Here is a 21,113-nt window from a genome sequence, read left to right as displayed (position 1 = left end):
TCAGCGGGACTCCTGCATCAGCTTGGCGAAACGTTCGAAGAGGTAACCGATGTCGTGCGGGCCGGGGCTCGCTTCCGGGTGGCCCTGGAAGCAGAACGCCGGACGGTCGGTGAGCGCGAAGCCCTGCAGCGAGCCGTCGAACAGCGAGCTGTGGGTGACCCGCACATTCGCCGGCAAGGTGGCCGGGTCGACCGCGAAACCGTGGTTCTGCGAGGTGATCAGCACGCGGCCGTCGTCGTGGTCCTTCACCGGATGGTTGGCGCCGTGGTGGCCGAACTTCATCTTCAAGGTCTTGGCGCCCAGCGCCAGGCCCATGATCTGGTGGCCCAGGCAGATGCCGAACAGCGGGATCTTCGCGTCCAGCAACTGCCGCGTGGCGGCCACCGCGTAGTCGCAGGCCGCCGGGTCGCCGGGGCCGTTGGACAGGAACACGCCGTCCGGCTTCATTGCCAGCACCTCGGCGGCGGGCGTCTGCGCCGGCACCACGGTGATGTCGCAGCCCTGCGCGGCGAGCAGGCGCAGGATGTTGAACTTCACGCCGTAGTCGTAGGCCACCACCTTGAAGCGCATGGCCGGCTGTTCGAAGGCCTGGCGATCGAGGTCGTAGGTGCCTTCCTTCCAGGCGTAGGGCTTGGTCACGCTGACCACCTTGGCCAGGTCCATGCCGTTGAGGCCAGGGAAGGCTCGCGCCTTGGCCAGTGCGGCCTCGGCGTCGACGTGTTCGCCGGCGACGATGCAGCCGGCCAGCGCGCCCTTGTCGCGCAGGATGCGGGTCAGGCGGCGGGTATCGATGCCGGCGATGGCGACGATGCCTAGGCGCTTGAGGTAATCGGGCAGGCTTTCCGTGCTGCGCCAGTTGCTCGCGCGGCGCGGTACGTCGCGCACGATCAGGCCGGCGGCATGCACGGCCAGGGATTCGGCGTCCTCGGCGTTGACGCCGGTGTTGCCGATATGGGGATAGGTCAGGGTCACGAGCTGACGCGAGTACGAGGGATCGGTGAGGATCTCCTGGTAGCCGGTCATGGCGGTGTTGAACACCACCTCGCCGACGGTTTCACCAGTCGCACCCACGGCCTGGCCGTGAAATACGCTGCCGTCTTCGAGAGCAAGCAGAGCGGGAATAGGCATGGAGGGGGCCGCCTTTTAGGTGCAGCAAAGTCCGCAAGCCGCTGCTAGCTGGCTTGTGGACCTTGGTCGAGGAAAGTCTTTGGGCGGGTTGCAATGATAGGTGCGAAGGCCGGTTCTGTCCACCGATCTCTGCCTCGAAAACCGGCGTGAACGGAGCGTGTTGTTGTCCGCGGGGCGGCGGCGCAGGCGCTACACTAGCGCCCGTTCCAATGGAGATGCACACGCCTATGAGCGCTGCCGTTCTGCTCGATCCTGCCCGTCTCGACCGACCGGATACGGATATCAGGCTGGAACCCTTCCCGTTCCTGATCGCCCACGGGCAGCTCCCGGACGAGTCGCGCAGCGACCTGGAACGCGATTTCCCGCGCTACGCCAGCGCCGGCTTCTTCCCCTACGACGCCAGCGATTGCGGCCCCACCGTCAATGCGCTGGTCGGGCGGCTGACCACCCCGGAGTTCGCCAGCGCGATCGGCAAGCGCTTAGGCATCGAGAACCTGGGCAGCTACCCCACCCTGGTCACCCTGTGCCGCTCGCTCAACAAGCGCCACGGCACCATCCACACCGACAGCAAGTCCAAGGTGGCCACCGCCCTGCTCTACCTCAACACGCAGTGGCCGGACACCAGCGACGGCTGCCTGCGCTTCCTCGGCAGCATCGACAATATCGACGACATCGTGGCGCCGGAACTCAAGCCCCTGTACGGCGAGTTCGCGGTGTTCAAGCGCTGCGACAACTCCTTCCACGGCCACCTGCCCTACGAGGGCGAGCGCCGGGTGATCCAGGTGGCCTGGCTCACCAGCGAGGAGGAAAAGCTGCGCAAGACCAAGCGCGGCAAGTTCGCCCGCGCCTTCAAGAAGCTGTTCGGCTCGCTGGACCGCCGGCTGGGCGCGGACCGCGACCGCAGCGCCGCCCACCGCGACTGAGCCGCCGCTTCGACGGCGGATTCCACCTAACACCCGCCTTGGCGTAGCATCGGCCAATTGGACCGCTTGCATCCTAAGGAGAGGGCATGCCCGTCGTCGTCATGCTGTCCCTGGCCCTGCAGATCGGTTGCGCCGTGCACGTGGTGCGCAGCGGGCGGCCGATGTACTGGATCTGGCTGATCCTGATCGGCTCCTATCTTGCGGTGGTGGTCTACGTGCTGGCCGCCGTGCTGCCCGACCTGCGCCGCGACCCGCGCGGCCGCAAGGCCGCCGGCACGGCCATGCGGGTGATCGATCCGCAGCGCCGCCGCCGCGAACTGCAGCGCCGGCTGGAACTGAGCAACACCATCGACAACCGCCGCCGGCTGGCCGAGGAATGTCTGCAGCTGGGCGACCATGCCAATGCCCAGGAGCTGTTCCAGAGCCTGCTCACCGGCATGTATGCGACCGAACCCACCTTCATGCTCGGCCTGGCTCAGGCCCAGGCCGAAGGCGGCGACCCCGCCGCGGCCCGGCACACGCTGGAGGCGCTGATCGCGGCCAATCCCGGCTTCAAGTCCAGCGAAGGCCACCTGCTCTACGCCCGCTGCCTGGAAGACCTGGGTGACACCGAGGCAGCGCTGCAGGAATTCCGCGTACTGGCCGACAGCTATCCCGGCGAGGAAGGCCGCTTCCGCTACGGCCGCCTGCTCGGCCGGCACCAGCGCCATTCCGAAGCGCGCGACGTGTTCGAAGCGCAGCTGCGCCGCGCCAAGCTGATGCCCGGCTACTACCGCCGCAAGGAACAGGCCTGGCTGAAGGCTTCCAGGCAGGAACTGTCGCGCCTGGATGCCAGCGCGGTCGAGCCGTGAGTACGGCGGGCGGGCCAGGGTGAGTCCCGTCGCGCTGCATACCCTGTTCGAGGCGCTGGCCTACGCGATCGGTTTCCGCACCTTCCTGTGGACGCGCAAGAAGATCGCGCCGCAGGCGTTCTCGCACGACGACCACCTGGCCTGGGTCGGCGTCGGCGCCATCGTCGGTGCGGCGCTGGGCGCCAAGCTGTCGTTCTGGCTGGACGACCCGCTGGCGGCGTTCCGCGACTTCCCCGACCTGTGGCATCTGCTCGAAGGCAAGTCGATCGTCGGCGCCCTGCTCGGCGGCCTGGCCGGGGTGGAGCTGGCCAAGAAAATCGCCGGCGTGCGCCACTCCACCGGCGATGCGTTCGTGCTGCCGCTCACCGTGGGCATGTGCATCGGCCGCATCGGCTGCTTCCTGGCCGGCTTGAACGATCACACCTACGGCAACCCGACCGCGCTGCCCTGGGGCATCGATTTCGGCGACGGCCTGCCGCGGCATCCGACCCAGCTCTACGAGATCGCCTTCCTGCTCGCGCAGTACGCCCTGATCCATGCGCGCCGCCACGCGCTGGCCGAAGCGGGCGACCGCTTCCGCGCCTTCATGATCGGCTACCTGTCGTTCCGCCTGCTGGTCGAGTTCATCAAGCCCCTGCCCTATGCCTACCTGCATGCGCTGTCCGGCCTGCAGCTGCTGTGCGTGGCGGGACTGCTCTACTACCACCGCGACCTGCCCCGCATCCTGCGGGCGCTGTTCGCCAGGAGAGGCGCATGGGAGCCAAGGTAAGGCCGTACTTGTTCTACGACAGCGCGATCTCGATCTGCACCACCTGCCTGCGCCGGGTGGAGGCGAAGATCCTGATCAAGGACGAGCGCGTCTACCTGGAGAAATGGTGTCCGCAGCACGGCCGCGAGCGCGTGCTGCTGGCGGACGACGCGGCCTATTACCGGCAATGCCGCGAGCTGTACATCAAGCCGCCGGAGCTGCCGCAGCGCTTCAACACGCCGCAGCACTATGGCTGTCCGTACGACTGCGGCCTGTGCCCCGAGCATATGCAGCACTCCTGCCTGACCCTGGTGGAGATCACCGACCACTGCAATCTGCGCTGCCCGGTCTGTTATGCCGAAAGCGGCCCGCACCGCGAGGGCTTCCGCGACCTGGCCACGGTCGAGCGCATGCTCGATGCGGTGGTGGCCAACGAAGGCGAGCCGGACGTGGTGCAGATCTCCGGCGGCGAACCCACCTTGCACCCGGATTTCTTCGCGATCCTGGACGCGGCGCGGCAACGCCCGATCCGCCACCTGATGGTCAACACCAACGGCCTGCGCATCGCCAGGGAGCCGGACTTCGTCGCGCGCCTGGCCGAGTACCAGCCGGGCTTCGAGCTGTATCTGCAATTCGATTCCCTGCGCGACGAGGTGCACAAGGACCTGCGCGGCGCACGCCTGCGCGACGTGCGGCTGAAGGCGCTGGAACAGCTGAACCGCCACGACATCTCCACCACCCTGGTGGTGACGGTGAAGAAAGGCCTCAACGACGGCGAGCTGGGCGAGATCATCGACTTCGCGCTCAGCCAGCCCTGCGTGCGCGGCGTGACGTTCCAGCCGATCCAGGCGGCCGGCCGCCTGGAAGGCTACGAGCCGGAGCGCGACCGCCTGACCTTGAGCGAAGTGCGACGGCGGATTCTCGAACAGAGCCCGCTGTTCCAGCCCGACGACCTGATTCCGGTGCCGTGCAATCCGGACTGCCTGGCCATGGCCTATGCGCTGAAGCTGGGCGAGCAGGTGCTGCCGCTGACGCGCTTCGTCTCGCCGGAGACGCTGGTGAGCAAGGGCCGCAACACCATCGTGGTGGAGCGCGACGAAGAACTGCGCGCGCACGTGTTCGAACTGTTCGCCACCAACCATTCGCCCGAATCGCAGGCCTGCTCGCTGGCGGACCTGCTGTGCTGCCTGCCGCAGGTGCAGGCGCCGGCGGAGCTGTCGTACCGCAACGTGTTCCGCGTGCTGATCATGCAGTTCATCGACGCGCACGGCTTCGACCTGCGCGCGGTGAAGAAATCCTGCGTGCACATCGCGCAGCCGGACGGGCGCATCGTGCCGTTCGACACCTTCAACCTGTTCTATCGCGACGACAAGGCGGCGAAGCTGCAGGTCTTGCGGCAGGAGATCGAACAGGCGCGCGCCATCGAAAGGAGCAACCCATGAGCGAGCAGCAACCCGGCACCGGGCCGACGCCGCGTCCGCCGGCTCCCCAGGAGCCGAAAAATCAGGGCTCGCTATGGGGCGGCGTCGGCCTGGCCTGGGCCGTGATGGTGGGCGGCGAAGTGGCGCTGTTCTCGCTCGGCCTGATCGCCTGGGCGGTGCCGCCGGCAGCGATCGTGGTGTGGGCCGTGGTGCTGCTTGTCCAGGGCCGCACGCGCACCGGCCGCGGCATGCTGCTGGGGCTGGCGTCGATCGTTGCGGTGATCGCGCTGCTGGTCGCCGCGTGTTTCGGGCTGTTCTACGGCAGCGGCGGTTTTCACGGCTGAACGGCGCCGGCCCCTGGCCGGCGCCAGCCATGCTCAGCCCGCGAAATGCCAGGCCACGTACAGCGCGAACACGCCGTACAGGCCGCCCACCGGCACGATCCAGCGCGCATCCACGCGGCCTCGGCGGAACAGCCACCACAGCGCGATCACCGCCACGCCGGTCAGCACGCCGGCCACCATCAGCGGCGCATCGAACAGCCACGGCGTGGCGAAGATCGCCAGCGCGCTGGGAATGGTGGCCTGGATCATCATCGCGCCGGAGATATTCGCCAGCGCCAGCCGCTCCTTGCCCTGGCGCACCCAGATCAGCGCATTCACCGTCTCCGGCAGCTCGGTCGCCACCGGGCTCAGCACCAGCGCCACCAGATGCGGCGAAAGCTGCAGCGCCACGCCGATCGCCTCGATCTGCTTGACGAAGGTATGCGAGGCGAAGGCGATCACCAGCAGTGCCAGCGTGGTCTGCAGCAGCACGCGCGACAGTGCGGGGTCGAGCGCCCTGGGCTGGAACTTCAGCGGCTCCAGTTCCTCTTCTTCCGGCGCGGTGTCGTCGTTCTGCAGCTCGCGCCACACGTACAGGCCATAGGCGGCCAGGAACAGCACGCCCAGCCACGGCTTCCACGCGAACGCGATCAGGCCCAGGCCGCACTTCACCACGAAGATGCCGAGGAACCAGGCCTGGTCGCGCGCCAGCCGTCCATGCTCGACGCGCACCAGGTTGTCGGTGCGCTGCAGCCGGCAGCGATTGGCCCATAGCGCCATGCCCACCACTGCGTACGCGATCGTGGCCAGCACCAGCGGACCGCCGAGCGCGGCGCCGACGCCGATGTCCTTCTGTTCGGGCGTGCGGCCCAGCACCACGGCGACGAAGGTGACGGCGCTTTCCGGCAGCGCCGTGCCGAACGCCGCGAGCACCGTGCCGGTGGCGGTGGCGCCGAGACTGAGCTTGCGTCCGAACCATTCGACGCCGTTGACGAAGTACTCGCAGGCGACATAGATCGCGCCGGCGGAAAGCAGGAACAGCAAGGCGGTGAGCATGGGACAGGGTCCTTGGCCGGGCGAGCGGATAACCGATGGCAACGACGCACCTCACCCGGCCGGGTAAGCGCGTCGTGCCAAAGGTCTCGCCGGGCGTGCGACCACCGTGACCGGTGGCGGCTGCCATTCGCGCCATGAGGCTGAGGCCTCAAGTGTGTTGACGCGAATTCCTCTGATAGTGGAAGCAAAGCTTCCGGGAGCGAGGATGGCTACTCCCCAATGACAACGGGCGGCATGTTAGCGGCGCCGCCAGGCCGGGGCAAGCCGATCAGCGGCCCAGGCGCTCCGCCAGCATGGCATCCAGGCCGTAGGCGCCCGGCGCGTGGCCGGCGAGCCAGTGCGCCGCTTCGATCGCGCCGCGGGCGAAGATCGAGCGGTCGGTGGCGCGGTGATTGAGTTCCACCCGCTCGCCCTGCCCGATCATCCACACCTCGTGCTCGCCGACGATGTCGCCGCCGCGCACCACGGCGAAGCCGATGCTGCCGTGCCGGCGCGGGCCGGTACTGCCTTCGCGGGCGTAGACGGCGCTGTCGCTCAAGGAAATGCCGCGTCCCGCCGCAGCCGCCTCGCCCAGCGCCAGCGCGGTGCCGGAAGGCGCGTCCAGCTTGCGCTGGTGGTGCGCTTCGACAATCTCCAGGTCCCAATCCGGCAAGGCCGCCGCGGCCTCGCGCACCAGGCGGCGCAGCACCGCCACGCCGAGGCTGAAGTTGGCGGCGTGCAGTACGGGGATGTCCTGCGTGGCGGCAGTCAGTTCTGCCTGCTGGGCCTGGTCCAGGCCGGTGGTGCCGGTGACCAGCGCGATCTTGTGTGCGCGGCAATGCGCGAGCGCCGCACCGAGGCCGGCGGGACCGCTGAAATCGATCGCCACCTCCGGTGCCACGTCCGGCCATTCGCGCGTGAAGCGCAAACCTTCCTCGCCCGCATGCACCGATTCACCGAGGCGCGACGACGACGCCAGCGCCGCCACCACCTCGAACCGCGCATCGTCCTTCAGCAGATCCAGCAAGGCCCGACCCATGCGGCCCGTGGCGCCGACGACGGCGAGGCGAAGAGGACGGCTCATGCGGGAACTCCTGCGGACGGTGAAGCGTCGATGCTAGCGCCGGCACGCGCCGGCGCAACCTGCTTCAGAACAGCAGCCATCACGAAGTGACGCGCGACCAGAACTGCTTCACGCCATCGACCCAGCCCTTGGCGCGCGGCGTGTGCTTGTCCGCATCGTCGTGCTCGAAGGTGGCTTCCAGCTGTTCCATCAGCTCGCGCTGCTGGCGGGTCAGGCGTACCGGCGTTTCCACCACCACGTGGCAGATCAGGTCGCCGGTGCGCCCGTTGCGCACCGACTTCACGCCGCGGCCGCGCAGGCGGAACTGCTGCCCGGTCTGCGTTTCCGGCGGCACCTGGATCGCCACTTCGCCTTCCAGCGTCGGCACCAGCAGCTCGGCGCCCAGCGCGGCCTGGCCGAAGCGGATCGGCAGTTCGCAGTAAAGATCATTGCCCTGGCGCTGGAAGATCGCGTGCTCGCGCACATGCACTTCCACGTACAGGTCGCCGGCTTCGGCGCCCGCGCCGCCGGCTTCGCCCTGCCCGGTCAGGCGGATGCGGTCGCCGGTATCGACGCCGGCCGGGATGTTCACCGACAGCGTGCGGGTTTCTTCCAGGCGGCCTTCGCCGCGGCAGGGCTTGCAGGGCTTTTCGATGGTCTGGCCGGCGCCGCCGCAATGCGGGCAGGTCTGCTGGATCGAGAAGATGCCGTTCTGCATGCGCACCCGGCCGTGGCCGTTGCAGGTGCGGCACTGCGCGGTCTTGCCGTCTTCGGAGCCGGAGCCGTTGCAGTGCTGGCAGTTGACCTGGGTCGGCACCTGGATGTTCTTCTCGACGCCGAACACGGCTTCTTCGAGATCCAGTTCCATCAGATAACGCAGGTCGGCGCCGCGGCGCGTGCGTCCGCGCCCACCGCCGCCCATGCCGAAAATATCGCCGAAGATGTCGCCGAAGATGTCACCCATATCGCCGAAGCCGCCGGCGCCGCGCCCGCCCATGCCGGCCTCGAAGGCGGCGTGGCCGTGCTGGTCGTACAGCGCGCGCTTCTGCGCATCGGAGAGCACTTCGTAGGCCTCCTTGGCCTCCTTGAACTTCTCCTGCGCATGCGGATCGTCCGGGCAACGGTCCGGGTGGTACTTCATTGCCAGGCGGCGGAAGGACTTCTTCAGCTCGACCTCGGTCACCGTCCGTTCGACGTCGAGGATTTCGTAGTAGTCGCGCTTGCTCATGCTGGTTTCCGACTGGATCGCGTTCCATGAATCGGAAGCGATCCATGTCCTCTCAAGGTTCCTTCACAAAACAGCCCGCGCCTGGGTTTCCCCGGGCGCGGGCTGCGTCAGGTCGGCCATGACGGCCGCTCCGTCACTTCTTTTCGTCGCCCTTCACTTCGGTGAACTCGGCATCGACCACATCGTCGGCCGGACCGGTCGGGCCACCCTGCGGGCCAGCCTGCGGACCGCCGGCGCCGGCGCCCTGGGCCACCGCGTACAGCGCCTGCGCGGCCTGCTCGAGCTTCTCGATCTTCGCTTCGATCACGGTCTTGTCGTCGCCTTCCTTCGCCTTCTCCAGCTCCGACAGCGCGCCTTCGATCGTGCTCAGCTGCTCGCCCGGCACCTTGCCGCCGTGTTCCTTCAGCGCGCTGCGCGTGGCGTGCACCAGCTGATCGGCCTTGTTGCGGGTGCCGACCAGTTCCTGGAACTTCTTGTCTTCTTCCTTGTTGGCCTCGGCGTCCGCGACCATGCGGGCGATCTCTTCCTCGGACAGGCCGGAGCCGGCCTTGATCTCGATCTTCTGTTCCTTGCCGGTCTTCTTGTCCTTGGCCGACACGTGCAGGATGCCGTTGGCGTCGATGTCGAAGGTCACTTCGATCTGCGGCATGCCGCGCGGCGCCGAATCGATGCCGGTGAGATCGAACTTGCCCAGCGACTTGTTGGCACTGGCGCGCTCGCGCTCGCCCTGCAGCACGTGCACGGTCACCGCGGTCTGGTTGTCGTCGGCGGTGGAGAACACCTGCGAGGCCTTGGTCGGCACCGTGGTGTTCTTCTCGATCAGCTTGGTCATCACGCCGCCCATGGTCTCGATACCCAGCGACAGCGGGGTCACGTCCAGCAGCAGCACGTCCTTCACCGAACCGCCCAGCACGCCGCCCTGGATCGCGGCGCCCACGGCCACGGCTTCATCCGGGTTGACGTCCTTGCGCGGCTCCTTGCCGAAGAAGTCCTTCACCGACTCCTGCACCTTGGGCATGCGGGTCTGGCCGCCGACCAGGATCACCTCGTCGATGTCCGAGACGCGCAGGCCGGCATCGTTCAGCGCGGTGCGGCAGGGGTCGATGGTGCGCTTGACCAGCTCTTCCACCAGCGCTTCGAGCTTGGCGCGAGTCAGCTTGATGTTGAGGTGCTTCGGGCCAGAGGCGTCGGCCGTGACGTACGGCAGGTTCACTTCGGTCTGGTGGCTGGAGGACAGCTCGATCTTGGCGCGCTCGGCGGCGTCCTTCAGGCGCTGCAGGGCGAGCGGATCCTTGCGCAGGTCCATGCCCTGGTCCTTCTTGAACTCCTCGACCAGGTAATCGATCACGCGCAGGTCGAAGTCTTCGCCGCCCAGGAAGGTGTCGCCATTGGTGGCCAGCACCTCGAACTGCTTCTCGCCGTCGACGTCGGCGATCTCGATGATCGACACGTCGAAGGTGCCGCCGCCCAGGTCGTACACCGCGATCTTGCGGTCGCCGCCCTTCTTGTCCAGGCCATAGGCCAGGGCCGCCGCGGTCGGCTCGTTGATGATGCGCTTCACTTCCAGGCCGGCGATCTTGCCGGCGTCCTTGGTGGCCTGGCGCTGGCTGTCGTTGAAGTAGGCCGGCACCGTGATCACCGCTTCGGTGACCGGCTCGCCGAGATAATCCTCGGCGGTCTTCTTCATCTTCATCAGCACCTTCGCCGAGATCTCCTGCGGCGCCATCTTCTTGCCGTCGGCGGTGCTGACCCAGGCGTCGCCGTTATCGTGCGCGACGATGCCGTACGGCACGATGTGCAGGTCTTTCTGCACTTCGGCGTCGGTGAACTTGCGGCCGATCAGGCGCTTCACCGCGTAGAAGGTGTTCTTGGGATTGGTGACGCTCTGGCGCTTGGCGGGTGCGCCCACCAGCACTTCGCCGTCCTTGGTGAAAGCGACGATCGACGGGGTGGTGCGATCGCCTTCCGAGTTCTCGATGACCTTGGCCGTGCTGCCATCCATGATGGCGACGCACGAGTTGGTCGTGCCCAGGTCGATGCCGATGATCTTGCCCATGATTTATATGCTCCGAATCTCGATGCGGCCCCGCGGCCGCGCTGTCTGGTCAAATGGGGCCCGGCTCATGCGATTCAACGCGCCGGCGGGCCCTCACCTTATGTTTTGAAGCGTCTGGCGTGGCCGCGTTCAGGCGGCTAAACCAAGTTGGTGCGGTGCCGATCAGTCCTTGGCGACCGCGACCAGCGCGGGACGCAGCAGACGATCGTTCAACACGTAGCCCTTCTGCAGCACGCTGACCACCGTGTTCGGCGCCTGGCCGGGCGCATCCACCATGCTCACCGCGTGATGGCGCTCCGGGTCCAGCGGCTCGCCGACCGGGTCGACCTGCACCAGGCCATTGTTCTCGGCGATCTTCAGCAGCGACTTCAGCGTGAGCGCGATGCCCTCGCGCACGCTGGCCACGTCGCCGCCTTCCGCCGTCAAGCCCATTTCCAGGCCGTCGTACACCGGCAGCAGCTCGTTGAGCAGCTTCTCGTTGGCGAAGCGGCGGGCCTGCTCGACGTCGCGGTGCAGGCGGCGGCGCTGGTTCTCGATCTCGGCCTTCTCGCGCAGCACGCTGTCGCGCAGGTCGGTGTTGGCCGCTTCGAGTTCGGCGACCCGGGCCTTGAGGGCCTCGAGCTCGGCGTGGGCCGGCGCGTCCGGCGCGCTGGCCTCAGGCGCCCCGCTGGGCACCGGCTGGTCGTTGTTCTGCATGAAAGACTCCAAAACCCAAACATGGCCGGCACGACGTGCCGACCCCCAAGCTTGCGCGGGTAACCCCGCCTCCCGTGGCGGTTATAAGGCCGTGGCGGCGCGATTCAAGGCGTCGCTCAATACGCCGGCCGTGGCCTGCACGACCGGGATCACCCGTTCGTAGGCCATGCGGGTGGGGCCGATCACCCCGACCGCCCCCAGCACGCGGCCCTGGGTGCCGTAGGTGGCCGTGACCACGCTGCAGCCGTCCAGTGCCGCAAACCCCGATTCCTCGCCGATGAACAGCCGCACGCCCGGTGCCCGGGCGCACACTTCCATCAGCTGCAGCAGTTCGTTCTTCTTCTGGAACGCCTCGAACAGCTCGCGCAGGCGCTCCAGGTTGGCCAGTTCCGCATAGCCCATCAGGTTGGTCTGGCCGCTGACCAGCACGTCGTCGGTCTCGCTCTGCGGCGCGAACGAGGCGGCCGCCAGCTCCACCGTGCTGGACATCATGCGATTCAGTTCGCTGCTGGCCTCGCGCAGTTCGCGCAACAGATGACCGCGGATGTCGTCCAGGCGCAGCCCGGCGAAGTGCGTATTCAGATAATTGGCGGCCTGCTCCAGCTCGCCCGGCTCCAGCGGCTTGGCCAGCTGGATCACGCGGTTCTGCACCTGGTTGTCCGAGAACACCAGGATCACCAGCACGCGGGCGTCCGGCAGGGCCACGAAATCGATGTGGCGCAATGGGAAGTCGGCCTGGCGCGGCACCGTCACCACGCCGGCGAAGTGGGTCATCGCCGAGAGCAGGCTGGACACGTTGCCGAGCAGGTCGCGGGTGGTGGTGGGGCCGGCGGGCAGCTCGCGCTGCAGGCGGGCCATTTCCTCCACCGGCAGCGGCTGCAGCTCGATCAGGCTGTCCACGAACAGGCGCAGGCCGCGCGGCGTCGGCACGCGGCCGGCCGAGGTATGCGGCGAGGCGACCAGGCCGGCGTCTTCCAGGTCCGCCATGATGTTGCGGATGGTGGCGGGGCTGACGTCCAGGCCGGAGGAACGCGACAGCGTGCGCGAGCCCACCGGCTCGCCGTCGGCCAGGTACTGCGCGATCAGCGTGCGCAGCAGCCGCCGCGCACGGATATCCAGGTCGTTGGCAAGAGGTCGAGACATGCGCTCTGTGGCAATCCGTGAGACGGCTAAGAAATAAGGTTTGATCCGGTAGTTTGCAAGAAAACCGGACAGGCGGGGGCTGGTACCGGGGCATTCAGGCCCGCTCCACCCCGCCGGAGTCTGCCCTTACAATCCTCCGACTCAACGACGCGACACCCCATGCTTACCTCGCTCTACGTCCGCCATTTCGCAGTAGTAGAAGAAGCCGAGATCGCCTTCGGCCCTGGCCTGACCGTGGTCAGCGGCGAGACCGGCGCCGGCAAGTCCCTGCTGGTCGACGCCTTGCTGCTGCTGGCCGGCGGCCGCGCCGACAGCGGCATGGTGCGCGCCGGCAGCGACCGCGCCGAGCTGGCCGCCGAGTTCGACCTGGCCACCCTGCCCGAGGCCCGCGCCTGGCTGCGCACCGAGGAACTGGACGAGGCCGACGGCAGCTGCCGCCTGCGCCGCGTGATCCGCGCCGAAGGCAGCTCGCGCGCCTGGATCAACGGCCGCCCGGCCAGCGCCAGCCAGCTCGGCGAGCTGGCCACCCTGCTGGTGGAGATCCACGGCCAGCACGAACACCAGGCGCTGCTGTCCCGCGCCCACCAGATGGCCCTGCTGGACGCCTACGCCGGCCACGACAGCCTGCTGGCCCAGGCCCGCGACAGCGCCGTGCAGTGGCGCGAGGTCGGTGCGCGCATCCGCAAGCTCAGCGGCGGCGAAGACCGCGAGCAGCGCCTGGAACTGCTGCGCCACGAGGCCGCGGAACTGGAGCAATGGGTACTGGCCCCGGCCGAGCTGACCGAACTGGAAGCCAGCCACAAGCGCCTGGCCAATGCCGGCCGGCTGGCCGAAGGCGCCTCCGGCGTCGCCGAGCTGGTCGACGGCGACAGCGAACTGGCGCTGAGCCGCGCCCTGGCCCGCGCCCACGCCGACCTGGACAAGCTGGCCGCCCTGGACGACCGCCTCGCCCCGCTGCTGCAACTGCTGGACGATGCCGCCATCCAGCTCGGCGAAGCCGCCGACGGCCTCAATCGCTACGCCCAGGACGTGGACCTGGACCCGGAGCGCTACACCGAGGTCGACACCCACCTCACCCGCCTGCACGAACTCTCGCGCAAGCACCGCACGCCAGTTTCCGACCTGCACGAAAAAACCGCCGCCCTGCGCGCGGAACTGAGCGAGCTGGAAGGCGCCGGCGACGCGCTGGAACAACTGGCCACCCAGCGCGACCAGCTACGCCGCGACTACGACGCCGCCGCGACGAAGCTGAGCAAGGCCCGCACCAGCTCCGCCGCCAAGCTGGGCAAGGAGGTCGGCGCGCTGATGGCGGAGCTGGGCATGGCCGGCGGCCAGCTGGTGATCGAACTGGAACCGGCCGGCAGCGACGAACCCGACCCGCAAGGCCGCGAACGCTGCGAACTGCTGGTCAGCGCCAACCCCGGCCAGCCGCCGCGCCCGCTGCGCAAGGTGGCTTCGGGCGGCGAACTGGCGCGCATCAGCCTGGCGATCGAAGTGGCCACGCTGGGCAAGGACACGGTCGGCAGCATGGTGTTCGACGAAGTCGACACCGGCATCGGCGGTGCGGTGGCCGAAGTGGTCGGCCAGAAGCTGCGCTCGCTCGGCGGCCAGCGCCAGGTGCTGTGCGTCACCCATCTGCCGCAGGTGGCGGCGCAGGGGCATGCGCATCTGCGGGTGAGCAAGCAAAGCGATGGCAGCTCGACGCAGACGCGGATCGAGAAGCTGGATGCGGGTGGGCGCCGCGACGAGCTGGCGCGGATGTTGGGTGGTGTGGAGATCACCAAGGAAACGCGGGCGCACGCCAAGCAGATGCTGGATCGGGCGCAGACGGCCTGAGCTCGAACCGACCTTCAAGAGTGAAGCCTTCTCCCTCCGGGAGCACGCGGGGAGGGCACAGGGATGTGCCCGGCTGTGAGGAGCGAGGAAGGTGGCGGCAGCCGGATGAGGGTCCGGGCGGAGCCGGGCGCCCCACTCCGCCCGTACCCTCACCCCAACCCCTCTCCCGATGGGAGAGGGGCTCAGCGCATCAGGCCTTGCCGTCTCTACGCGGCAACAACCCGCGCTCGCTCGCCATCCGATAAAGATCAAGTTCCGAGCCCGCCCCCAGCTTGCCCATCAGGCTGGCGCGGTGGATGTAGACGGTCTTCTGCCCGATCCCCAACTCTCCCGCCACCTGCTTCGGCGCGCGCCCTTCCGCCAGCAGCAGAAAGACTTCGCGCTCGCGGCTGGTCAGGCGGTTGATCGGGTCCAGCGCCTCGCTCGGCCGTTCGGCGCGGCGCTGGCGCAGGTCGGAGCTGAGGAAACACTCGCCCTGCATCACCGCACGCAGGCCGGCCACCAGTTCCTCCGGCGCCACGCCCTTGGTCACGTAGCCGCTGGCGCCGCGGCGCAGGGCTTCGGAAACGTAGGGTTCGCCGTCGTGCATGCTCAGCACCACGATGCGGGTCTGGTCGGCCACGCTGCGCAGATGCTCGATCAGCGGCAGGCCGCTGCCATCGGGCAGTGAGAGATCCAGCGCGACCAGGTCTGGGCGGCGTTGGCTGACTGCCTCCACCGCGTCGTCGGCGCTGCGGCACTCGGCCACGACCTCGAGGTCGGGCTCCAATTCGATCAGCCGCTTGAAGCCTTCGCGGACTATGGCGTGGTCATCGACCAGGACGATGCTGTACATGGGTCCGCACTGTATAGCAGCCCCCGGCGGTTTGCCCACGGGCCCCCTCAACCTCCAAATTCGAATCCTTCTCCTTCCAGGAGAAGGTGGCGGCAGCCGGATGAGGGTCCGGGCGAAGCGACACCCATCACTCCTGCACCTCACGCCCCTCGCTCCGCCGCTGGCCGCATGTACCATCGCCGCCATGCTTTCGAGACCCCTGTTCCTGCCCTGGGCCGGCATCCTGGCCTGCGTCGGTTATTTCCTGCTGTGGCTGCTGCTGTGGCCCACCGAGCAGCCGTACTGGATGCTGCCCTACGGCCTGCGCTTCGGCGCCCTGCTGCTGTCGCCGACGCGGATGTGGCCGTGGCTGCTGTTCGCCGAATTCGGCGCGACCACCCTGCTGGCACTGACCCAGGGCATGCCGCTGGGCTGGCAGGGGCTGATCCTGGGCGAGCTGCCGGAGCCGGTGGTGGTCACCATCTGCCTGTGGCTGATGCGCCGCGCGCAACTGCACGTGAGCATGCGCGACCCGGAAGACGTCTCGCGCCTGCTGCTGTCGGCCGCCTTCACCGTGGCCGCGACCACGGTGGTGGATGCGGCGATCCTCACCGCGGTGCATGCCGTGCCCTCCTCGCAGCTGCTGATGCGCGCGCTGGGGCAGGACCTGCTGGGCAACTACGTCGGCACGCTGCTGGTGACGCCGCTGCTGATCATGCTGTTCCGCGCGCACCTGGAGCATCGCGCCTTCACCAACCTCACCATGGATGGCCTGCTGGTGATGTTGCCGGCGCTGGCGATCCTGCTGCTGCTTTCTTCGCATCCGGCGCCGCAGCCGCAGTTCGCGCGCATTCTTTCGCTGGCGCCGGTGCTGTTCTTCGCGTTCCGCCATGGCTGGCGCGGCGCCAGCCTGGCGATGCTGATCTCCAGCCTGGGCATGACCCTGGTCGACCATTTCGCCGGCCGCCCCGCACCCGAGGCTCCCGCGCAGTTGTTCCTCGCCGTGGCCGGCACCGGTGCGCTGATGCTGGGCGCGGCCACCGACGCGCTACGCCGCAGCAGCGAGCGCGTGGCCGAGCAGAACGTCTATCTGGCCGCGGTGAACCGCCGCCTGGACCAGCTCGCCCGCCAGCTGCGCGACGCCGCACGCGGCAACCTGCAGGCGGAAGAAAACCAGCGCCGCCATATGGCCTCCGAACTGCATGACGAGCTCGGCCAGAACCTCACCGCCATCTCCACCCATCTGAAGCTGGCGCAGGCGCGCCTGGCGCAGGCGGGCATGGACGACATCGGCCTGTCGATCAACGGCATCCTCGGCCATATGCGCCGCGCGCTGCATCGCCTGCTGGACGATCTGCGCCCCGCGGTGCTCGACGAATTCGGCCTGCTGCGCGCGCTCGACGAAGGCCCCATTCGGGACTTGCTGGCCACCGCCGGCGTGATCTACCGCACCGACCTGCACGGCGACCCGCGCCTGCTCGACGAAGACACCCGCACCGCGATCTATCGCCTGGTGCAGGAAAGCGCGACCAATGCGGTGAAGCACGCGCAGGCGTCCACCTTCCAGTTGCGCCTGCGCATCGGCGAACGCCAGGGCGGCGCGCTCGCCCTGCTGGATATCCGCGACGACGGCGTCGGCCTGCCCACACGCATGCCACGCGGCGGCCGCGGCCTGCAGGGCATGCGCGACCGCGTGACCTCGCTGGGCGGCGTATTCCGGCTGCGCCCGGAATCGCACGGCGTGCACCTGCGCATACTGCTGCGCAGCAGCAATGCGAACGGCTTCACACAGCGTTTGTAAACCGTTCCAGAAAGTTCCCACTTCTAGGAAATTTTCCAATACCCGGCTCGTGAACAGCTCGTTAGCATCCTTCCCATCGATGTGGGGGAGCCACCATCGCAAGATGGTGAGCCATGCCAACCGTGGGGACGGTGGGCATGAAGAGCGGCAGGATGCCGTTCCTCCGCTATCAGGAGGCACAGCCTGACAACTGGCGAGCAATTCGCCCCGTCAGGAAGCCGATCGGTAGCGGATCAGCCGCCGGGTGGACAGGAGTCCTCCCGCGGCTTTTTTTATGGGCGAAGGTTTTTCCGGGGCCCCATCTCAACCTTCCAGACCGAGCCCTTCTCCCTCCGGGAGCACGCGGGGAGCGCACAGGGATGTGCGCGGCCTTGAGGAGCGAGGAAGGTGGCGGCAGCCGGATGAGGGTTCGGCCGGAGCGGTGCACATCACCCTTGCGCTCCGCCCGTACCCTCACCCCAACCCCTCTCCCGGGGGGAGAGGGGCTAAAAAAAAAGCCGGCGGCCATGCCACCGGCTTTCTGCACCCCGCCGAACCTCAACGCCCGCGCGGCTTCGGCCGCACATACAGCACCAAGCTGTGGTCCTCGATCACATACCCATGCCGCGCCGCGATTTCATGCTGGAGACGTTCGATCTCCTCGCTGACGAACTCGATCACTTTTCCACTGTCCACATCGATCATGTGATCGTGATGCTTGCCGCGATCCAGTTCGTAGACGGCCTGGCCGCCTTCGAAGTTGTGCTTCACCACGATGCCGGCGGCCTCGAACTGGGTCAGCACCCGGTACACGGTGGCCAGGCCGATGTCTTCCTGGTGGGCGAGCAGCTTCTTGTAGATGTCCTCGGCGGTGAGGTGGTGAGCCTCCTCTTCTTCGAGGATCTGCAGGATGCGCATGCGGGGGTGGGTCACCTTCAGCCCGGCTTTGCGCAGTTCCTTGGTTTCCTGTTCCATCGCTCGACCTCCAGGCACACGGTGCCATCAACTCGATAGTGTATCATCCGCCACCTTCACGATCCGGACGCAACACGCATGCACAAGCTGATCCGCACGCTGGGTTTCGCCTTGCTGGGCCTGTCCCTGGCCAGCTGCCGACTCGTCTATACCCCCGACGTGCAGCAGGGCAACCTGCTCGACAAGAAGAACGTGGATCAGCTCAAGCCCGGCATGACCAAGCGCCAGGTACTGGTGCTGATGGGTTCGCCCTCGGTGGCCACCCCGTTCGACCAGAATCGTTGGGACTACGTATCCACCCAGCAGCACCGCGGCGGCCCGATCAAGGTGCGCACGCTGAGCCTGAGCTTCAATAACGACAGCCTGGTGCGCACCGAGGGCGATTTCTTCGCCGAGGACGCCAAGAAGCTGGTCGAGGAGCAGAAGAAGTTCCGCGCCGGCTACCCAGTGGACGAGAACTCGGGCGACAAGACCAAGACGCCGGAAGAGCAGAAAAAGGACGGCAACACCTTCCCGACTGGCAACAACGGCAACAACGGCGGCAACTAAGCGTTGTTGCCGAAGGTTGTAGCTAGGGGTTCTGGGCGCGCCGCCGGCGCGCCTCCTTCGGATCGAGGCTGAGCGGCCGGTAGATTTCCACCCGGTCGCCGTCTTCCAGTAGCTGGTCCGGCGTCGCTTTACGGGAAAACACCCCCAGCCGCGCCGGATCGATCGCCAGCCCCGGCACCTGCTCCACCAGCCCGGACGCCTCGATCGCCTGCATCACCGTGGCGCCGGCCGGCAGTTCCACCGGCAACACCCATTGGCGGCCGGCTTCCGCGTAAGCCACTTCCACCGCGATGCGCTCAGCCATAGACGCGCTCCGCCTCGCGGCAGAAATCCTCCACCATGCGGCTGGCCAGGCCCTGGAAGCCCAGCTTCAAGGCCGCGCCACCCAGCTTGTTGGCGTAATCGAAATCGAGGGCGAAGTTGATCTTGCAACCGGCATCGCCCAGGGCCAGGAAGTCCCACACGCCGTCCAGGCTGCGGAACGGACCGTCGACCAGGCTCATATGCAGGCGCTGTGGACGCTCGGTGGTATTGCGGGTGGTGAAACTCTGGCGCAGGCCGGCGAACTTGAGATCCAGCCGCGCCACCAGCATGTTGTCAGCGCGCTCCAGCACCTCGGCGCCGGCACACCAGGGGAAACGCTTTGGGTATGCTTCGACATCGTTGACCAGGTCGAACATCTGCGCCGGGGAGTACTTCACCAGCGCGCTGCGGCGGATCTCGATCACATCAGCCTCTTCTTCGAATCACTCGGTGCGGCCACCCGGCCGCATCGCCAGCGGGGTCGTCGGCCCCGAAGTTTAGCGGACATGGCCAAGGCTAAGGACAAAGACAACAAAGGCGGCGGCACCATCGCGCTCAACAAGCGCGCCCGCCACGAGTACCACATCGACCAGCGCTACGAGGCGGGCATCGCCTTGCAGGGCTGGGAGCTGAAGGCACTGCGCGCCGGCCGCATCAATTTCGGCGACAGCTACGCCATCGTGCTGCGGGGCGAGATCTTCCTGGTGGGCACCTCGATCCCGCCGCTGATCAGCGCGTCCTCCCACGTAATCGCCGAGGACCGCCGCACGCGCAAGCTGCTGCTGCACCGCGAAGAGATCGACCAGCTCGTCGGCGCGGTGGAGCGCAAGGGCTACACCCTGGTGCCCATGGCCATGTACTGGAAGGGCAACAAGGTGAAGGTCGAAGTCGGCGTGGCCCGCGGCAAGCAGGCACACGACAAGCGCGAGACCGAGAAGGAACGCGACTGGCTGCGCGAGAAGCAGCGCACCATGCGCGCCCACAATCGCGCCTGAGGCCTGGCCCTAAAGCTACGTGCCTCTAAAGCTGCGGCCTCAGGCGAGGCCCAGCTTCATCGCGTCATTCGATGATTTGAAGCCGTGGCGCTCGTACAGCGCCCTGGCCCGCGCATTCGCATGCAGGGTCAGTGCGTCGATACCGTGCTCCCGCGCCGCCGAGCCCACCGCCGCCAGCAGCGCCGTACCCACGCCACCCTGGCGCTGCGCGGGCCTCACGTAGACGTTGAGCAGGTACCAGCCCTGCCCCGTCGGATAATTCGCCGAAGGCAGGTGCGGATAGGGATTGACCGCCGCACTGCCGACCACCCGCCCCTCGTGCTCCGCCATCCAGGCATGCAGCCTGCCGGCCTGCAGCGCGGTTTCGATCCAGTCGCGCAGATGGTCCGAGAAGCCCTCGGGCAGGTGCTGCCCCATTTCCTCCAGGAACGCGCAACGCAACTCCGTCAGCGTGCCCGCATCGCCTTGTACCGCCAGCCGAACCCTGGTCATGTGCCTTCCCCTGTCGTCTGCGTGGGCCAACGATACCGGCAGAATGCGGTTCATCCGCAAGCTTGAAGTGAGCCGCCTCAGCTCCATATACTGTCGCGTTCCAGCAATCTTTTCCCCGGGGGTGTTCTGGCTTCGACGGGGGTAGTGAGATAGTTTGGTGCATGCCGAGGGGGCGACTTTCCTCGTAAAACCAGTTGCAAACTTATAGTTGCCAACGACGACAACTACGCTCTGGCCGCTTAAGGCCTAGCCCCGAACCCACTTGTGCTCGTGCTCGTGGATGTAGGGTCACTATCACGAGATCGCCCAAAGCTGCCGCCTGTCGGTAAGGGTTAAATCAAGCAGGCTGGTCCTTCGATGCGCTTCGCACACTGTGCTGTCGCGGGATGAGATCTAACGGTGAGCTAAGCATGTAGTACCGGGCGTCAAACGCCTTCGGACGCGGGTTCGACTCCCGCCACCTCCACCAATGAAGCAGGAAAAAGCCCGGCGAGAGATCGTCGGGCTTTTTGTTAGGCGCGGAAAAGTTAACCTCATTCCGTTCTTCAAACTGAACTTAGCCCCATTCTCGAAGCCCCCATCGCGCGCGACCATCGCCTCCCTCAGGGGGCCTATCCTAGATTTTGTGTAAACGGGGCATTGGCAGGAAACTGCCATCTGACCCGGAGACACCATGAGTCCACGCAAACACGAAGTGCCCGACGAGCTGCTTAGCAGTCTGTTAGCCAACTATCAGAAGCCCGAAGATCTCGTT

The 21,113-nt window shown here is 67.3% G+C and carries 21 protein-coding genes, 1 other RNA gene and 1 riboswitch; of the genes, 10 read left to right on the top strand and 12 right to left on the bottom strand.

All coding sequences use genetic code 11. The annotated features are described in order from the left end of the window. Complete coding sequence (carA, locus tag AB4083_RS17920) at window positions 1-1,128, bottom strand: glutamine-hydrolyzing carbamoyl-phosphate synthase small subunit (RefSeq protein WP_441609608.1); 1,128 nt, start codon at window positions 1,126-1,128, stop codon at window positions 1-3. Window positions 1,129-1,355: 227 nt separating this feature from the next. Here carA and AB4083_RS17915 point away from each other — a divergent pair, with 227 nt between their 5' ends. From AB4083_RS17915 to AB4083_RS17895, 5 genes are all read left to right on the top strand, one after another. After that, the gene (locus tag AB4083_RS17915) at window positions 1,356-2,051 is read left to right on the top strand and encodes a 2OG-Fe(II) oxygenase (protein ID WP_441609607.1); all 696 of its coding nucleotides are present in this window, start codon (window positions 1,356-1,358) and stop codon (window positions 2,049-2,051) included. A gap of 86 nt (window positions 2,052-2,137) precedes the next feature. Beyond that, window positions 2,138-2,902 (top strand): tetratricopeptide repeat protein, encoded by a 765-nt coding sequence (locus tag AB4083_RS17910; protein WP_441609605.1) that lies wholly within the window; start codon window positions 2,138-2,140, stop codon window positions 2,900-2,902. A 19-nt stretch (window positions 2,903-2,921) separates the two neighbouring features. Further along, a complete protein-coding gene (locus AB4083_RS17905) occupies window positions 2,922-3,671 on the top strand; it encodes a prolipoprotein diacylglyceryl transferase (RefSeq protein ID WP_441609603.1) in 750 nt (249 codons plus the stop codon). Then, on the top strand, window positions 3,656-5,092 hold the full coding sequence (locus AB4083_RS17900; protein WP_441609601.1) for a radical SAM protein: 1,437 nt from the start codon (window positions 3,656-3,658) through the stop codon (window positions 5,090-5,092). Before AB4083_RS17905 ends, AB4083_RS17900 begins: the two co-directional genes overlap by 16 nt. Beyond that, on the top strand, window positions 5,089-5,415 hold the full coding sequence (locus AB4083_RS17895) for a hypothetical protein (RefSeq protein ID WP_441609599.1): 327 nt from the start codon (window positions 5,089-5,091) through the stop codon (window positions 5,413-5,415). Before AB4083_RS17900 ends, AB4083_RS17895 begins: the two co-directional genes overlap by 4 nt. Before the next feature lie 33 nt (window positions 5,416-5,448). Here AB4083_RS17895 and AB4083_RS17890 read toward each other — a convergent pair whose 3' ends face one another. The 6 genes from AB4083_RS17890 to hrcA form a co-directional block, all read right to left on the bottom strand. Next, window positions 5,449-6,450: a sodium:calcium antiporter gene (locus tag AB4083_RS17890; RefSeq protein ID WP_441609597.1), complete on the bottom strand. Its 1,002-nt coding sequence runs from the start codon at window positions 6,448-6,450 to the stop codon at window positions 5,449-5,451. A gap of 18 nt (window positions 6,451-6,468) precedes the next feature. Continuing rightward, window positions 6,469-6,680, bottom strand: a riboswitch (yybP-ykoY riboswitch). Between the two features lie 38 nt (window positions 6,681-6,718). Then, window positions 6,719-7,513, bottom strand: coding sequence for a 4-hydroxy-tetrahydrodipicolinate reductase (gene dapB / locus AB4083_RS17885; protein ID WP_441609595.1), 795 nt, complete (start codon window positions 7,511-7,513; stop codon window positions 6,719-6,721). 79 nt (window positions 7,514-7,592) lie between these two features. Beyond that, window positions 7,593-8,720 (bottom strand): molecular chaperone DnaJ, encoded by a 1,128-nt coding sequence (dnaJ, locus tag AB4083_RS17880; protein ID WP_441609593.1) that lies wholly within the window; start codon window positions 8,718-8,720, stop codon window positions 7,593-7,595. Window positions 8,721-8,853: 133 nt separating this feature from the next. Continuing rightward, the gene (gene dnaK, locus AB4083_RS17875) at window positions 8,854-10,776 is read right to left on the bottom strand and encodes a molecular chaperone DnaK (RefSeq protein ID WP_441609591.1); all 1,923 of its coding nucleotides are present in this window, start codon (window positions 10,774-10,776) and stop codon (window positions 8,854-8,856) included. 162 nt (window positions 10,777-10,938) lie between these two features. Further along, complete coding sequence (gene grpE, locus AB4083_RS17870) at window positions 10,939-11,472, bottom strand: nucleotide exchange factor GrpE (protein WP_441609589.1); 534 nt, start codon at window positions 11,470-11,472, stop codon at window positions 10,939-10,941. An 81-nt stretch (window positions 11,473-11,553) separates the two neighbouring features. After that, window positions 11,554-12,615: a heat-inducible transcriptional repressor HrcA gene (hrcA, locus tag AB4083_RS17865; RefSeq protein WP_441609588.1), complete on the bottom strand. Its 1,062-nt coding sequence runs from the start codon at window positions 12,613-12,615 to the stop codon at window positions 11,554-11,556. A 159-nt stretch (window positions 12,616-12,774) separates the two neighbouring features. Between hrcA and recN the strand changes: the two genes are divergently transcribed. Then, window positions 12,775-14,451 carry a DNA repair protein RecN gene (gene recN, locus AB4083_RS17860; RefSeq protein WP_441609586.1) on the top strand — a complete coding sequence of 559 codons (1,677 nt, stop codon included), beginning with the start codon at window positions 12,775-12,777 and terminating at the stop codon, window positions 14,449-14,451. 190 nt (window positions 14,452-14,641) lie between these two features. On the opposite strand, the gene AB4083_RS17855 is transcribed toward recN, so the two are convergent. Continuing rightward, window positions 14,642-15,286: a response regulator gene (locus AB4083_RS17855; RefSeq protein ID WP_441609585.1), complete on the bottom strand. Its 645-nt coding sequence runs from the start codon at window positions 15,284-15,286 to the stop codon at window positions 14,642-14,644. A gap of 184 nt (window positions 15,287-15,470) precedes the next feature. On the opposite strand from AB4083_RS17855, the gene AB4083_RS17850 reads away from it, so the two are divergent. After that, a complete protein-coding gene (locus AB4083_RS17850; RefSeq protein WP_441609583.1) occupies window positions 15,471-17,066 on the top strand; it encodes an MASE1 domain-containing sensor histidine kinase in 1,596 nt (531 codons plus the stop codon). A 537-nt stretch (window positions 17,067-17,603) separates the two neighbouring features. On the opposite strand, the gene fur is transcribed toward AB4083_RS17850, so the two are convergent. After that, window positions 17,604-18,020, bottom strand: a complete 417-nt coding sequence (gene fur, locus AB4083_RS17845; protein ID WP_167257702.1) for a ferric iron uptake transcriptional regulator — start codon at window positions 18,018-18,020, stop codon at window positions 17,604-17,606. A gap of 78 nt (window positions 18,021-18,098) precedes the next feature. Here fur and AB4083_RS17840 point away from each other — a divergent pair, with 78 nt between their 5' ends. After that, window positions 18,099-18,569 carry an outer membrane protein assembly factor BamE gene (locus tag AB4083_RS17840; protein WP_441609580.1) on the top strand — a complete coding sequence of 157 codons (471 nt, stop codon included), beginning with the start codon at window positions 18,099-18,101 and terminating at the stop codon, window positions 18,567-18,569. Window positions 18,570-18,591: 22 nt separating this feature from the next. Here the strand turns inward: AB4083_RS17840 and AB4083_RS17835 are convergent, their stop codons facing one another. Both AB4083_RS17835 and AB4083_RS17830 read right to left on the bottom strand, forming a co-directional pair. Further along, entirely contained in the window at window positions 18,592-18,873 is a 282-nt protein-coding gene (locus tag AB4083_RS17835; protein ID WP_441609578.1) for an RnfH family protein, read from the bottom strand. Further along, the gene (locus tag AB4083_RS17830) at window positions 18,866-19,297 is read right to left on the bottom strand and encodes a type II toxin-antitoxin system RatA family toxin (RefSeq protein WP_441609576.1); all 432 of its coding nucleotides are present in this window, start codon (window positions 19,295-19,297) and stop codon (window positions 18,866-18,868) included. The genes AB4083_RS17835 and AB4083_RS17830 overlap by 8 nt, the downstream gene beginning before the upstream one ends. A gap of 81 nt (window positions 19,298-19,378) precedes the next feature. Between AB4083_RS17830 and smpB the strand changes: the two genes are divergently transcribed. Continuing rightward, entirely contained in the window at window positions 19,379-19,867 is a 489-nt protein-coding gene (gene smpB / locus AB4083_RS17825; protein ID WP_441609575.1) for an SsrA-binding protein SmpB, read from the top strand. A gap of 39 nt (window positions 19,868-19,906) precedes the next feature. Here the strand turns inward: smpB and AB4083_RS17820 are convergent, their stop codons facing one another. Then, window positions 19,907-20,359, bottom strand: a complete 453-nt coding sequence (locus AB4083_RS17820) for a GNAT family N-acetyltransferase (protein ID WP_441609573.1) — start codon at window positions 20,357-20,359, stop codon at window positions 19,907-19,909. A gap of 117 nt (window positions 20,360-20,476) precedes the next feature. On the opposite strand from AB4083_RS17820, the gene ssrA reads away from it, so the two are divergent. Continuing rightward, window positions 20,477-20,828: a transfer-messenger RNA gene (gene ssrA / locus AB4083_RS17815) on the top strand. Window positions 20,829-21,113: the final 285 nt, after the last annotated feature.

Source organism: Dyella sp. 2RAB6, assembly GCF_052115385.1.
Classification (GTDB): domain Bacteria; phylum Pseudomonadota; class Gammaproteobacteria; order Xanthomonadales; family Rhodanobacteraceae; genus Dyella_D.
The sequence above is the reverse complement of the archived record's forward strand: the minus strand, read 5'-3'. Positions and strand labels throughout refer to the sequence as shown.